Annotated in this window: 13 protein-coding genes; 6 read left to right on the top strand and 7 right to left on the bottom strand. The window is 40.2% G+C overall.

Annotated elements, in window-relative coordinates; genetic code table 11:
• Positions 1-12: 12 nt before the first annotated feature.
• Both H5180_RS23570 and H5180_RS07955 read right to left on the bottom strand, forming a co-directional pair.
• On the bottom strand, positions 13-222 hold the full coding sequence (locus H5180_RS23570) for a PLDc N-terminal domain-containing protein (protein ID WP_145237876.1): 210 nt from the start codon (positions 220-222) through the stop codon (positions 13-15).
• Positions 222-1289: a potassium channel family protein gene (locus H5180_RS07955; RefSeq protein WP_145237873.1), complete on the bottom strand. Its 1068-nt coding sequence runs from the start codon at positions 1287-1289 to the stop codon at positions 222-224. Before H5180_RS07955 ends, H5180_RS23570 begins: the two co-directional genes overlap by 1 nt.
• A gap of 168 nt (positions 1290-1457) precedes the next feature.
• Here H5180_RS07955 and H5180_RS07950 point away from each other — a divergent pair, with 168 nt between their 5' ends.
• On the top strand, positions 1458-2408 hold the full coding sequence (locus tag H5180_RS07950; protein WP_145237870.1) for a chemotaxis protein CheV: 951 nt from the start codon (positions 1458-1460) through the stop codon (positions 2406-2408).
• A gap of 165 nt (positions 2409-2573) precedes the next feature.
• Complete coding sequence (locus tag H5180_RS07945) at positions 2574-3887, top strand: short-chain fatty acid transporter (RefSeq protein WP_182758030.1); 1314 nt, start codon at positions 2574-2576, stop codon at positions 3885-3887.
• A 51-nt stretch (positions 3888-3938) separates the two neighbouring features.
• Here the strand turns inward: H5180_RS07945 and H5180_RS07940 are convergent, their stop codons facing one another.
• On the bottom strand, positions 3939-4955 hold the full coding sequence (locus H5180_RS07940) for a metalloprotease (protein WP_145237859.1): 1017 nt from the start codon (positions 4953-4955) through the stop codon (positions 3939-3941).
• Between the two features lie 144 nt (positions 4956-5099).
• On the opposite strand from H5180_RS07940, the gene H5180_RS07935 reads away from it, so the two are divergent.
• The gene (locus H5180_RS07935) at positions 5100-6320 is read left to right on the top strand and encodes an EAL domain-containing protein (RefSeq protein WP_145237856.1); all 1221 of its coding nucleotides are present in this window, start codon (positions 5100-5102) and stop codon (positions 6318-6320) included.
• On the opposite strand, the gene H5180_RS07930 is transcribed toward H5180_RS07935, so the two are convergent.
• Positions 6317-7393 (bottom strand): CNNM domain-containing protein, encoded by a 1077-nt coding sequence (locus H5180_RS07930; protein WP_145237853.1) that lies wholly within the window; start codon positions 7391-7393, stop codon positions 6317-6319. The genes H5180_RS07935 and H5180_RS07930 overlap by 4 nt on opposite strands.
• Before the next feature lie 171 nt (positions 7394-7564).
• Between H5180_RS07930 and H5180_RS07925 the strand changes: the two genes are divergently transcribed.
• Complete coding sequence (locus H5180_RS07925) at positions 7565-10060, top strand: S9 family peptidase (protein WP_145237850.1); 2496 nt, start codon at positions 7565-7567, stop codon at positions 10058-10060.
• 154 nt (positions 10061-10214) lie between these two features.
• A complete protein-coding gene (locus H5180_RS07920) occupies positions 10215-10922 on the top strand; it encodes a response regulator transcription factor (RefSeq protein WP_182731734.1) in 708 nt (235 codons plus the stop codon).
• Positions 10923-10935: 13 nt separating this feature from the next.
• Here the strand turns inward: H5180_RS07920 and H5180_RS07915 are convergent, their stop codons facing one another.
• The 3 genes from H5180_RS07915 to dinF all read right to left on the bottom strand — a co-directional run bounded on the left by H5180_RS07915 (position 10936) and on the right by dinF (position 14549).
• Positions 10936-12450: a YifB family Mg chelatase-like AAA ATPase gene (locus H5180_RS07915; protein WP_145237843.1), complete on the bottom strand. Its 1515-nt coding sequence runs from the start codon at positions 12448-12450 to the stop codon at positions 10936-10938.
• A 33-nt stretch (positions 12451-12483) separates the two neighbouring features.
• Complete coding sequence (locus tag H5180_RS07910; RefSeq protein ID WP_145237840.1) at positions 12484-13098, bottom strand: trimeric intracellular cation channel family protein; 615 nt, start codon at positions 13096-13098, stop codon at positions 12484-12486.
• Between the two features lie 116 nt (positions 13099-13214).
• A complete protein-coding gene (dinF, locus tag H5180_RS07905; protein WP_182731732.1) occupies positions 13215-14549 on the bottom strand; it encodes an MATE family efflux transporter DinF in 1335 nt (444 codons plus the stop codon).
• Between dinF and H5180_RS07900 the strand changes: the two genes are divergently transcribed.
• Positions 14526-15557, top strand: coding sequence for a polysaccharide deacetylase family protein (locus H5180_RS07900; protein ID WP_182758029.1), 1032 nt, complete (start codon positions 14526-14528; stop codon positions 15555-15557). The genes dinF and H5180_RS07900 overlap by 24 nt on opposite strands.
• Positions 15558-15619 lie beyond the last annotated feature (62 nt).

Below are 15619 nucleotides of genomic sequence, written 5' to 3'. Positions count from 1 at the left end.
GACAACTCAATTTTAACCTTTCTTTTTCTTGGTAGTTTTCTTTTTGTGCCCGTGCTTGGGCACTATCGCAAAGTACATTATCAGTGCGAGCCATGAAAAGAAAATGATGCCGATTAACCAGCCATTTTTTTCGTGGCCTTGCGTACGTTTACTATTGAGCACAATCACTACTGGGAGTATATATGCGCTCAAAAGTAGAATTAAAAACGCCACTTCATTCATTACTTAGCAAGCCCCTGCCAATCAACTTCGCTGCTTAAAACACGATCAACCGCAATGTAATGTAAAATATCACCACTGTTAACCGGATAATCCAGTGGTGGATTTAAATCCATATTTTGCGCACTCAGGTTGTGAGCAACACCAAGTAAAATAGCATCATGGTCGTGTTTAAAATGATGAAATAATTTACCAAATTCCATTACCGCTAAATCAGCAGGAATAGCTAAACTAAACTGGGTATCACCATGCAAAGTAGATAATAATTCCTCTTGTACACGACTTGAGCCGGGGTCTTGCATTGAACGTACTAGAATTTCGGCTGACTTAGCCGTTGAACATTCCACGTTGTAACAATGTTCTAGTAGCATTTCGACTTTACTCTCATCGTTAAAGTGCGCACTAATATGGCAGTCATCTTTCACTAATTTACTAATGCGCAGGGCGGTCGTAAAAGTTTCGTCGTCGTCTTGCCCGTCAATAATAATTTTATCTGCCAGTTTAATTGCGACCCTTTCCAGCTCGCTTAAATCTGTAAAACTAGTTAAGCGCACAAAATCAACATGGGCATTAGCTAAAAACGGATGCTCCATTGACTCTGTGACCGCAAGCAAAATTCGTCGATCCAAACGCTTTTGGTCAGCGAGAATATAATCAATCATTTTTTTAGTACGAATTTGATGCCAGCCAAAAATAATAATGTGATTGTGAAAATGTGCAAAACTTTTATCACCCGTCATAGCGCGCCTAATTAAATAAGTAACTGTTTGCCCTGTTTTACCTAACAGGACACCAAATAAAGCTAAACCAAATGGAATTTGCAGTATCGCCACAATCCATCTACCCAGATCTGTAGTTGCACTAAAATCACCATATCCTACCGTTGAGGTAGTAACGATATAGTAATAAACAAAAGTGCTAATTGGCCTCAGTGCGGCTTCTTCAGCGAAGATTAACAACAACCAGATCAAGACCATATGTAATAATGTCGCAATAGCGACAGCTTGCCAACTAACCTGATCAATATGGTTTCTGACTAGTAAAAATAATCGTTTAAATATAAAAGGCATGCCCACACTTGGTTATTCAGCTATCAATTATCGATAAGTTACTGTAATGCTTAAATGAAGGCAATGGTTGAAATACTTTTGAGGATCAAGATTATTATCTAGACTGCTTTTTTAAAGTAGAACAGTGTAAGCTATACTTGAATTATTAATTATAAAGTCGAGCGTGTTATGTCAGGTGTATTAGCTTCTGTTGATCAACGAACTCAACTCGTTGGTGAAAATCGCTTAGAGTTATTATTGTTTTATTTGCACAGTCGCCACTTGTTTGCTCTTAATGTCTTTAAAGTTAAAGAAGTAGTGAAACTGCCGCATCTTAGTATCATTCCACATGCCCATCCTAAAATATCAGGCGTGGCCAATATTCGTGGTGAATCAATCCCTGTTATTGATTTACGCCAAGCGATTTGCATGTCTGCGGCTAAGAACACTGAAGATAGTAACTTAGTGATCACTGAATACAATCGCACAGTACAAGGGTTTCTAATTGGTAAGGTTGATCAAATCGTTAATATGACATGGTCAGATATAATGCCACCGCCTTCCTCTATCGGTAAAAATCATTATCTAACTGCGCTCACTAAAATTCAACGTGATGGCCAAGAGCAGTTAGTAGAGATCATTGATGTAGAAAAAGTACTAGCAGAAATTGTTGAGTACGAAGTACAAATTTCTGATGAGGTGCTTGATCAAAGTATCGTAAACGAATTTGTTGGCCGAAAAATACTCCATGCTGACGACTCACCTACAGCACGAAAACAAGTGAGCGATACATTAACGCAGTTGGGTATTGAGATTATCCCAGCCAGTAATGGTCTTGAAGCACTCAATATGCTTAAAGCCTGGGCTGATAAAGGCATGGACGTAGAAAAAGAGTTACTGATGGTGATCACCGATGCAGAAATGCCAGCAATGGATGGTTATCGCTTAACGCACGAGATCCGTAACGATAACCGCTTAAAAAATCTGCATGTGGTACTTAACACATCCCTCAGTGGCAGCTTTAACCAAGCCATGGTCGAGAAAGTGGGTTGCAATGCGTTTTTATCTAAATTTCAACCAGACTTACTCGTAGAAGAAGTACAAACACGTTTAAAAGCGGTCCTCGCACCACAGAAATAGCACTGTATCTAAGCGTGGCTTATGCCACGCTAGTGCTTGAATTAACGTTTGTTATAATGACGAAGAAATACGCGATTTAACACCACGACTACAACTCTATTTGCCAATTAAACACTTTCGTGATTAATTGGCAATATGTAGCAATAATCAAAACACACAATCATTATGCTAAATCATGTTGCCAAACCGTTCACTAAATTAGTGGAACGTTACCTACCCGATCCATTTATTTTTGTTATTTTACTCACACTACTTACCTTTATAATTGCGTGTGTAGTGACACCTTCAAACCCACAACAAGTGCTGAGCGCGTGGGGCAGTGGTTTTTGGAACTTACTGAGTTTTGCCATGCAGATGCTGTTGGTATTACTCACCGGATATATGCTGGCAAGTACACCGATGATGAGCCGACTGCTCACGCAATTAGCAAAACTTGCCAATACTGCGCCAAAAGCTATTTTATTAGTGACTTTTGTATCATTACTTGCCAGTTGGATTAACTGGGGATTTGGCTTAGTTATTGGCGCTTTATTTGCCAAAGCCATTGCCCGCCACACACTAGTTGATTATCGCTTACTGGTTGCCAGTGCGTATTCTGGCTTTATTGTTTGGCATGGTGGCTTGGCAGGCTCAATTCCTTTAACTATCGCAACGTCAGGGCATTTTTCACAGCAAAGCATTGGTGTGATAAACACCAGCGAAACACTTTTTTCAGGATTTAATATAGCCATAGTTATTGGCTTATTTATCATTATGCCACTGGTTAATCGTTATATGTTACCCAGCGCCAAAGACAGCATTTATGTTGATAAAACGCTATTAGCAGAACCGATACCTAAGCCCAACAATGTTACTCGCCCTGCCGATAAAATTGAACACAGTAAGTTATTAGGACTAGGCATTGGAGTGCTTGGGCTAGTTTATTTAGCTAATTATTTTGTGTTTAGTGGCGGCTCACTTAATTTAAACAGTGTGATTGCACTGTTTTTATTTTCTGCGATTTTACTGCATCAAACGCCGTATAATTTACTTAATAGCCTGCAGCAAGCAGTCCCCAGCGGCGCAGGGATTATTATCCAGTTTCCATTTTATGCTGGGATCATGGCAATCATGGTACAAACAGGTTTGGCGCAGCAAATATCACAAGGATTTATCGCCTTCGCCAGTGCACAATCACTGCCGTTTTGGAGCTTTTTAAGCGCGGGATTAGTCAATATATTTGTGCCATCTGGCGGTGGACAATGGGCGGTACAAGCACCGATAGTGATACCCGCAGCACAAGCTCTGGGTGCAGATATGCCACGCGTGGCTATGGCGGTAGCTTGGGGTGATGCGTGGACTAACCTGATTCAACCATTTTGGGCCTTGCCAGTGCTAGCAATTGCCGGCCTAAAAGCCAAAGACATTATGGGCTTTTGTTTAGTGCAACTAATTATAACCGGCGTGTTTATATCCTTGGTGTTGAGTTTTTATCCGTAACGCTTGCTGCAAAAATATAGCGTGAGTAACACCTCACGCTATTTAAATTTGTTAACTCGACAATATCTTCATCGGCAGGCTTAAAATTGCATTTTCAGAGTCAGCAAAATGCATCATCACAGCCACATGGCCTGCAACTACTAAAGCGTACATCACGGCCGAAAAACCTTGCCCATATTTATCTAGTGGCAGTAAATGTGAATAGTGGCGGCCGCGCCATTCAAAGGCTATTTCCAGTGCACCGATAAATAAGAAAAACACTAATAGCATTAAGCCAAAGGTGTAGCTTAGCCATAAGCCAAATAACACGCCTAAAATACAAATACTCAATCCAACCCATGAACGCATTGAGAAGCTAATACTTTTTAATACATGCCCGCCATCAAGCGGCAAGATAGGTAACAAGTTAAATAAATTCAATAATGCGCTGAGTACTGCGACCCCGGCGAATATTTCCATCTCGGTGGCGTAATAAAGCACCACCCCCATTACGGAGGTGATCAAACCAAATGCGGGCCCCATTAAAGAAATCACCACATCTTGCCAGCGGGTGGTAATTTTATCGTCGCTTACGGCAAGCCCGCCGACGAACGGGATCAAGTAAATGCCTTTGGTTTTAATCCCAAAATATTGCATTGCTCTAACATGGCCGTATTCGTGGATCACTAAACAGGCAATCAGCATCAAGGCAAATTCAAAGGTGAACAGCCACGCATAACCAGCCACTGAGGCGCCAGCTAACGCCACTTTAACAACTTTGGCACTTTTAAAGATCTTAAAACCAAGCGCAAATAATCCAAGCAGCCCCTGCTTAGGTTTGGTTTTTTCAATTGGTGGCAAGGTGAGCTGTTGTACAAATTGATTATTAATATGAAGTGATAAACTTTGTTCAACTACAGCACTGGTGTCTAAGCCAATTACTTGATCGTCAAGTTTAAATTCAAAATAATTTTCGCGCGGATTATCAAACCCAATCGCTTGTTGTTGCTGAAAAATTTTTACAATTTGTTGCCCTGCGAGCACTAAACTAAATTGTTGATCAGCGAGGGTCAGCTGTATTTGCATGATGTCACTTTAAACCTTAAAAATTATATCGTTAGTATACCCATTTTTTTAACGAGATTATGGAATATATTTGCAACTATAAAGCTGACACCTTCGCTATTCTCGACTACTTTTAGTTAACAAGTAAATTTTATTTCAGGGAAGAAAATGACAAAATTAGCACGCAGCATTCTGGTCGTTGATGATTCAAAAGCTATTTTAGTAGTGATGCAGGCTATCTTAAATGAGCTTAATGTGCCCAATGTAACTACATGCTTGAATGCTCAAGACGCTCTTAATAAAGTAAAAACGAATCTATATACTTTTGACGCCGTGTTTACTGACCTGAATATGCCAGACATGGATGGCATGGAGCTTATTCGCCACCTTGGCGATATCCAATATCCAGGCGCAATTGTCATTATTTCGGAAATGAATTCAAAAATCATTGATTTGGCGGCTGATTTAGCCCGAAAAAATAATGTACATTTAATTGGTAACATTGCCAAACCAGTGCAACTCAACCAAGTTTATACACTGCTACAAAAACTAGAGTATTTAGCTTGTCATACTGAAAAACCCACAGAACCAATTTCTGAAACGCAATTGCTGCATGCAATAAGTCATAATGAGATAACGCCGTTTTATCAACCAAAAGTAAACCGTAATAGTAATAAAGTTGAAAGCATAGAAGTATTAGCCAGAATAGTGACCGCGGAACAAGGCGCAGTACTTTTACCGGAGCGATTTATTTGTGTCGCTGAAGATCTAGATTTAATTAACCTAATCACATTTCAGTTGTTTGAAAAGGCAACAGGCGATTTCTCAGAAATAAAAACTCGTTTAGGCTACAAACTTAAACTGGCCTTTAATTTGTCTCCCTGCCAGCTAGAAGATTTAAGCTGCCCAGATAAGCTGGCTTTAATTTTACATCTTAATCAATTGACCCCAAGTGAAATTATTTTAGAGATCACAGAACAGCATGCTTTATCCAGTTCAGCACAGCTAGAAACTCTAAACCGTTTGCGAATGCGTGGTTTTGGTATTTCTCTTGATGATTTTGGCACTGGGTTTACCAATGTACAACAATTAAAAACACTGCCTTTTACTGAGGTGAAAATAGATCGTACCTTGATCAGTAATATTGAAAGTGATTTATTTTCTCAGGTCATTGTTAGTAGCTTAGTGAATATAGCTATTCAAGATGACTTAACAATTGTCGCTGAAGGCATTGAGCGCGTTGAGGAGCTTGAATACTTGGAGCGTTTTAAAGAGCACATTTTAATGCAGGGCTTTTTGATCAGTCGCCCAAAAGGCAAAACTGAATTTATTCGCTGGGCGCAATCATGGCTACATATGGTTTCATTAAATAGTCATAGCCGACGTTAATTTTTTCGTTTCGCCATGGTATTCTCAGCGCTTAACAATTTATTGCTACTTTCCAAGCGCTGACGCCACATTTGCTTAGCAACTGCTTGCATATTAGCTGATTGATCATGCTCGTCTACAATTTCAAAGCCCATTAACGCTTCAATCATATCTTCGAGCGTCACAATCCCCTGCACATCACCATATTCATCTACCACTAAGCAAATATGAGTGCGCTCAGCTAACAAAGTATGTAATAAAGTAGGTACATATAAGGTCTCTGGCACAGTATAAATAGGTTTTATCAACTTGCTGATTTTATAGTTCTCGCCCAATCGATGATACGCCAACATAATATCGTTTTTATGTACAAAACCGATAATATCATCACCATTTTTATCATATACCAACACTCGAGAAAACGACGCTGAACCATGCTCAGCTAAATACTGATTTACAGTTAAATCTTTATGCACTTTAAACAAGACGGTACGCGGGGTAAGTAATGAATCTAATTTAGCGTGGCGAAAATGCAATAAACTACGGATGATTTCAGACTCTTCCTGATGCAAAGCACCTGATTGCGACCCCATATCAGCCATAGCTTCAATTTCTTGACGAATATAATACTCTTCGTTGTAATTACGGCCCAATATACCGGTGAGTTTTTCAGCAAGCCACACAAAAGGCTTTAGTGCGATGACTAAATACTGTAATGCTTGGGTCACCATAGGTGCAAGCGTTCGCCAATGCTTTGCGCCCAGAGTTTTTGGAATAATTTCTGACAGCACCAATACTAACAATGTCATTATCGCCGAAGCAATTCCCACCGCCGCATCAGAAAAAACCACCGCGGCTTGTGCCCCTACACCGGCAGCACCTGCAGTATGGGCAACCGTATTTAAGGTTAAAATAGCAGCTAAAGGCTGATCTACATTGGTTTTTAATTGCTCAAAACGTTTGGCTAGCTTAGGCTTTTTTTTACGCAATACTGCGACATAGCTTGGCGTAATACTCAATAGTACGGCTTCCATAATCGAACATAAAAAAGAAATCGTAATCGCCGCAACCATGTAAACGATTAATAATGTCACTGTTACCCCTTAGCCAGTCAGTCAATTATACCCCCTTAGGTATACACCTTACCAAGTGTAGCCCCTAACCTCAAACCTTACGCTGCTGAGCAATGAAATCCATCGCAGAGCACTTTTTGGCACCACAACCACATGCTATATTAAATTAAATTCCCTACATCAGGCTCAATAATGAATTTTAGTTCACTATGGCGCGGTAAAGCACCTCGCCTAACAACCACATTCGCGGTGTTAACTTTAAGCACATTAAGTAGCGCTTTAGTCGCTGCACCATTAGATAAAGCAGATATTAAGTTTATTGGCCCAATTGCAGCCGACATGCAGCTAAAGCCATATCAAACTGAGCATCAAGATGCGATTATTAACGCACTATTACCTAGCATTCAACAACCAACAACAAGTATTACGGTATTTGGCGAAAAATTAAAGTGGCAAACCTTAGACAAAGTAAATGCGTTAACTCTTGGTGGTCTACAAGCATTAAAGTTTACCGCTCATGCAGAGCGCTTTAGCCAAGGCACATTGACACTTAAAGGTATCGAAAAAGCGCAGTTGTTTATCGATGGTGAAAAACAATCAGTCACAAAAGAAAGCTATGAACTGGCATTACCGCAAGGCGATCACCAAATAGTGATTATTGCTGAACAAGTTGCTAATTGGCACGATGTTGACGTTGATTTCAACCCTAAAGCAGCAATTGATAGATTAACTTTTAGCAATAAAGAGCAACACGGTTTATCTGCTAAACAACTGTTTGATGCCACAACGGTTAGTTCACTATCTTTAGCACCTGATGCCAAACACTATTTAGTGGCAAAACGTCATTATCAGGATAGCACTGGCAATCAAGCAAATGTGATCACAGAGCTAAAAAATGATGATAATCAAACAGTTTACCGTTTTGAGTCGGGTCAACCGAGTAACATTATTTGGAGCCCCGATAATAATTATTTAGTCTATCTATTAGATGGAAAGTTAAAGCAATTAAATCGAAAAACCCTTAATCTTAAAGTGATTGCCAGCAACCTAGAGGGCGCGGGTGACTTTGCATATTACGATAACAACAGCTTAATCTTCAGCTGGTCCAAATCACCAGCAGCTGATAACAGCCTAACTAAACACTACCAAGGTTTACAAGATCGTTGGTCATATGCCCGCACAACCTCACAAGCTTACTTATTAGATATAAGTACAGGCCTGAGTAAAACAATAAGCCAAGGACCACTTAGTCACAGTATTGAAGATTTTAATAGCAAACGTGGTACGGTATTACTGAGTCGTGGTGTGCAAGTAATGCAAGCGTCGACTCACCCCACCACTGAGTTAGTGGAATTGAATATTGCCAATGCGAGCAACACAGTTATTGGTCAGTTTGCTACGTTTAATCAAGCTAAATACACAGGTGATGACATTTATGTCACTGCGGGTCCTGATTTTAAAGATGGTTTAGGCAGAAACCTACCTGAGAATATGCTTGCTAACAACTATGATGGACAGCTTTACCTATTAACTGATCATGGTAAAAATGCAGCACCATTAAGTCGTGAATTTGATCCTGCCATTGGTCAACTTGAAGTGCTCGCTAATGGCGATGCCCTCATTAAAGTCACTGAGCAAGATACGATTGCTTTGTACCTGTACGATAAAAGCAAACAACGCTTTAGCAAACTCAAAACAGGTTTTGATGTAGTTGAACAATTCAGTTTTTCAAACAACCGCAGCCCAGCTATTTTAGTTAGCGGCTCTAATGCATCATCTCCACAGCAATTAAAACAGTTAAGTATTAATAAAAACACCGCAACCACATTGTGGGATTCTAAACCACAAGCGTATGCAAATACCGATATAGCCAGCTTAGATGAATTTAACTTCATCAATACCGCAGGTGTTGAAATTAAAGGTCGTGTTTACTTTCCAAGCAATCTTGATAAGAACAAACACTACCCAGCATTAGTATATTACTATGGCGGTACATCACCGGTTACTCGTGGTTTTACTGGGCGTTATCCTTTCAATTTATGGGCAGAGCATGGCTATGTGGTTTATGTAGTGCAACCGACCGGTGCAACTGGATTTGGCCAACAGTTCTCTGCTAAGCATGTGAATGCGTGGGGTCAATATACTGCGGACGATATTATGCAAGGTACCCAAGCACTATTAAAACAGTATCCATTTATTGATAAAAATCGTTTAGGTAATTTAGGCGCATCATACGGTGGCTTTATGACTATGTTACTGACCACTAAAACAGACATGTTTAGTGCCTCAATCGCACACGCCGGGATTTCTAATATTACCTCGTATTGGGGTCACGGTTGGTGGGGCTATTTATATTCTGGCGAAGCCTCTAAAAACAGCTATCCTTGGAATAATAGTGAACTATACAGCCAACATAGTCCGGTTTTCCATGCAGACAAAGTAACCACACCGCTACTGCTATTACATGGTGATGCTGATACCAATGTACCTGTAGGCGAAAGTCACACTATGTATACTGCGCTGAAACTACTAGGCAAAGATGTTGACCTTATTGAATATAAAGGGGCGGACCATCAAATTTTTGCTCGCGATCAACGCTTTGATTGGTGGGATACTATGCTTGCCTACTTCGATAAGCATTTAAAAGAGCAACCACAGTGGTGGCAGTACTTATACCCTGAAAAGTAGCTTTTATTCTGTTCAACAGGTAAACCTAGTATGTTTACCTGTTGATAATAATTAAATAATCACCTAAATAGTGCATAAATACTAAAAATCGCCCTTCTCACCTTTTACGAATGAGTGATAACATAGAGGCATCATTAAAGGTAATTAAGATACTATGACTATTCATGTTTTATTGGTTGAAGATGACGAACTATTAGTAAAACGTATATTCAATCATTTTGCAGAGACTGAATTTTGCATTGAAAATGATGCGACTGGCGCTGATGCCTTAGCAATAGTGCAATCTCGCGCTAATAATCATGATGCCATATCATTAGCAATTATTGACATAGTATTACCTAAACGTGATGGCTTACATTTAGCAAAAGAACTCAACACCCTCACAGACATTGGTGTGATCATGCTTTCAAGCAGAGATTCTCAAGCCGATCGTATTGCCGGACTTGCCCAAGGCGCTGATGACTATATTTGTAAACCAGTTGATTTATTAGAGCTTGAACTACGTATAAGAGCACTTTATAAGCGCTTGAAAAGCAATAATAACAGTAGCGATGAAAGCGAAGAATTCATTGAATATGCTGACTTCAAACTGCATCCAGACAACCGCACTTTAATCACTGCTAATGGCATTGAATCTAGGCTCACTGAAGCGGAACATAAAGTGTTAATTTGTTTGATCTCAAACGCAGGAAAAGCCACGTCTCGTGAAAAAATATCAGAAGAAATTGGCCAGCCAGATTGGAGTCCAAATGACAGAACTGTTGATGTTTTAATTGGCCGCTTACGTAAAAAACTGAGCGATGAAAAAGACCAAAAACGCATCGTTACGGTACGCGGTAAAGGCTACATGCTGTCAATTTAATGCAATCTAACCACTAATACTGGGTTAATTGTGATAACAAACGTTCAAATGCACGATAATTGAGTGCCTCTTTTAGTTCATCTAAACTAATATTATCTTGCCCTTTTAGATCACTAATTGTTCGCGCTACTTTGATCACTCGATGATAAGAGCGTGGCGATAATGATAGCTTTTCACTGGCTTTAGCTAAAAACTGTAACTCCGGCGCTGCAAGCGCGCAATGCACACTCATTTCTTTATTATTAAGTCGCGCATTGACTTTACCTTGGCGACGCAATTGCAGATTATATGCCGACTCGACCCGCGTGCGCACAGTCGCACTACTTTGTTCTTCTTGAGTGCTTTGCAATTGCGCGCTATTTAAACGTGGTAGCTCTATTTGTAAATCAATACGGTCAATAAATGGTCCTGACACTCGCGATAAATAACGCATAACTTGATCCGGAGTTGCGCGCTTATCATTATGACAACCCGTAGGACTTGGATTAAGAGCCGCAATTAATTGAAACTGTGCAGGAAACTCCATTTGCCTTGCCGCTCTTGAAATCGTTACAGTGCCTGTCTCCATTGGCTCGCGTAATGAGTCAAGCACCTTACGTTCAAACTCAGGTAGTTCGTCAAGAAATAATACGCCATTATGTGCCAGTGAAATCTCCCCTGGTTTTGGGTTTGAAGAGCCTCCTACTAGCGCCACAGCGGAGCATGTGTGATGAGGATTACGAAATGGTCGCTTGCGCCAATTAGTTAGATCGACACTTTGGCCAATAATTGAATACAACGCTGCGGTGGAAAGTGCCTCATCATCGGACATGCCCGGCATAATAGTCGGCATACGTTGCGCGAGCATTGACTTACCCGTACCAGGTGGCCCCAAAAAAAGTAAATTATGGCCACCCGCCGCAGCGATTTCTAACACTCTTTTTGCGCCGGGCTGGCCTTTTACATCACTTAAATCAATTAAGAATTCAACACCGCTATGTTGCTGTTCTGGGTAGCTAATATTAAGAGGTAAAGGCTGCTGATTGAGTAAATCACTCCATACTTCTTGGATAGAAGAGACCGCTTTGCGCTCAACGCCATTTACTAAACTCGCTAAACTGTCATTTACTAAAGGTAAAAAACAACAACGCCCTTGTGCTTTAGCTGCTAAAACTGATGGGAGTATTGCATTCACGCCACGCACTTCGCCATTCAGTGCCAGCTCACCATAAAATTCATAGCGTTCAATATCAGTGCAAACAATTTGCTCTGAAGCGATGAGAATACCAACCGCAATCGCTAAATCAAAACGCCCCCCCTCTTTGGGTAAATCAGCAGGTGCTAAATTGACTGTAATGCGTTGGTCTGGAAAACCAAATTTAGAGTTTTCTAATGCGCTGCGTACACGATCTTTGGCTTCTTTTACTGAGGCTTCGGGCAAACCTACAATATGAAATGCTGGTAAACCATTACCTAGATGCACCTCAACGATCACTTCAGGTGCTTGAATACCCACTTGGGCACGAGAATAAATTCGAGCTAATGACATCCTTTGTCCCTGTAACGTTCTGTTCTTTACAGTCTAGTCAGGATATTTAAAAATATGTAGTGTTAGTTGCCATTTCATTGCTGCAAGGCGTAACAGCAAGGTGGTTAACATCGCTAACACCATCGCTATCTCTGTCTCAATGTTCAATACAATTGCTTGGGTATAAACAATACCACCAGCAATACAAGTAATTGCATATAGCTCACCTTTTAATAGCATAGGAATATTGCCTGCCAACACATCTCGCGTTACTCCGCCAAAGCAACCGGTGATCACTCCCATAATAATTGCGGTTGTAGCTGGCATCCCCGCGAGCAATGCTTTTTGCGCCCCCATTACAGCAAAGAACGCTAAACCAAACGCATCTGCAACTTGTAAATGATATAAAGGAATTGATTTTTGCTTATTGATCAATCGCGTGGTAACAAAGACAGACGCAAATATCGCGATAAAATAACTTTGGTCGTGTAACCAAAATACCGGAACATCTAAAATCAAATCTCGAATTGTGCCACCACCTATCGCGGTGACCGTCGCCAGTACCACGACTCCAAAGCCATCCATTTTTTTATCATAGGCAATTAAAGTGCCTGACATGGCAAATACGGCGATGCCAATTAAATCAAACCAATGATAAAGTTCAGTCATATATCCAAGCCATCCCAAGATGCGAATCGAAGTTAAAATAAACAGTGCTTAACGACGCCGTTTTAGCACAATAAATCCAAAGTTATAAGTGAACTTTAGATTTATTGCTATTTCTATTAATTCAGTAACTGCTGCGCTGTTTGCAACTGCTTATAACGTACGACCAATGTAATGCCACGCAGTAGCATAAAGCAGGTCATTGCTAACCAAAGCGCATGATTTTGCCAAGCATTAAACACCCAAAACACGCCAAAGAATCCAACTAATGCTGAAATTAGCATGGTATTTCGCATATCTTGAGCTCTGGTTAGGCCAACAAAAATACCATCAAACAAAAAGCAACTCATTGCCGCTAATGGCATAAAAATCAACCATGGTAAGTATTCATTGGCGGCTTTGATCACTTCAGGAATATCTGTTAATAAGGTAATAATTTGCGAACCAAACAATGCAAAAAACACGCTATAACAAAAAGCAAATAGCATTCCCCAAAATACGCTTATTTTTACCCATAAGTTTATACGCCGTACGCTATGTTGACCTTTTGCTTGGCCAACTTTTGCTTCACTTGCATAGGCAATACCATCAAGAGCAAAGCTCACTAGCATTAAAAAGTTCAGTAATACAGCATTTACCGCAAGCGTTACCTCGCCAATGCGTGCACCATAGAAGGTCATAAAGCTAAAACACAGTTGTAAAATTAAGGAGCGAATAAAAATATCACGGTTAAGACTTAATAACGCCCACATTTTATCTCGGCTAAACCACCCACCTAAAAATAGCGGCACAGTCATTTTTTTCGCCAACCTAAAAACCAAGAATAATGCAAATAATAGCGCGGTATAATCGGCAATCAACGATGCCCAAGCAGCTCCGGCGACTTGCCAATCTAAGTACACAACAAAATAAATATCTAAAACAATGTTGGTGATATTAGTAACTAGTAATAAATAAAAAGGCCCTTTACCGTAATGAATCCCTAACATCCAAGCTAATAATACCAAGTTACATAATGCCGCTGGTGCACTAAAAATACGAATTTCAAAATAACTATAAGCTTGTGCGAGCACCTGCGCACTGGAACCAGAAAGGTAAGCTATGGCATTTTTAATAAGTGGCGATAAAGCAATTAAAGAAAATGCTACGATAAGCGCTAATACTAAACTGCGCTTTAATAATCCGGCTAATTGAGGATAATCTTTCTTGCCATAAGCTTGCGCAACCAGCCCTGTGGTACTCATGCGTAAAAAGCCCGCCAACCAAAATAGTAATGAAATTACCGTGGCGCCCAAGGCAATTCCGGCAAGAAAATGAGCACTACCAAGATGCCCTATTACTGCAGTATCAACTATTCCTAACAGTGGCACGGTTATATTTGATAATATCATTGGACCAGCTAACAACAGCAAGCTTTTATGGTGTGCTTTATGACGATTAAGAAATTTTTTCACAGTCTGCTATCGATCCTCTTTTGTCTATCTTTACCTGCTCACAGCGCAGTTATTTTACAGTATCACCATGTCAGTGAGACCCTGCCAGCAGTCACCAGTGTCAGTGCAGAAACCTTCACTGAGCATTTAAACTATCTAAAACAGCATGACTTTAACGTAGTGCCACTGAATGAATTACTATCTGCTTTACAACAAGGCCAAAGTTTACCAGATAAAACCGTCGCTATTACCTTTGATGATGGTTACAACAATAATTATGAACAAGCAGCGCCGATATTAGAAAAGTTTGCTTACCCCTATACTATTTTCGTTAATCCAAAATTGATTGATGAAGGTAAAGGCTATGTAATGGGCTGGAATAAACTCAGAGAACTTGCCAAAAAAGATGCTCTGATCAGCAATCACAGCGCACAACATGATTACCTACATCGTAAATTAGCCGATGAAACACCCCAACAATGGCAGGCGCGTATTAAGCAAGATATTTTGTCATCACAACAACGGATCAAAGAAGAAATTGGCCATGACTATAAATACTTAGCATATCCATATGGCGAGTTTAATAACCAATTACAAAGTTTAGTGAAAGAGTTGGGCTTTATTGGTATTGGCCAACACTCTGGTGCCATCAACAAAGATTCTGATTTTAGCCGTTTACCACGCTTTCCGGCTTCTGGGTTTTATAGCAAGCTTGATACGCTAGTGACCAAACTAAACTCTCGCGCATTTTCAATCCAAGAGCTTACTTATATTGATAGCGTGACCAGCCAAAATCCACCTCAGATCAGCATTAAATTTAATATGGGAGACTTTCATAAAAGTCAGCTAGCTTGTTATGTATCGGGCATCGGTCAGGCAAAACTAGACTGGTCAGCAGCTGATACTGTGACCATAAATTCACCGAAAAATTTAGCTCAAGGGCGATCACGATTTAACTGCACAGCACCATCAATTGCTCATAAAAATAGCTATTATTGGTTTTCACAACCGTGGGTAATTGTGCAGTAAAAATATAATCCCTTGATAATTATCAACCTGAGCCCGGGATAATCAGCTCAAGTTTATAAGAT

This window comes from Pseudoalteromonas sp. SR41-4, assembly GCF_014163985.1.
GTDB classification, from domain to species: Bacteria; Pseudomonadota; Gammaproteobacteria; order Enterobacterales; family Alteromonadaceae; genus Pseudoalteromonas; species Pseudoalteromonas rhizosphaerae.
Note: the sequence above shows the minus strand (reverse complement) of the source record. Positions and strands in the feature narration are given on the sequence as shown.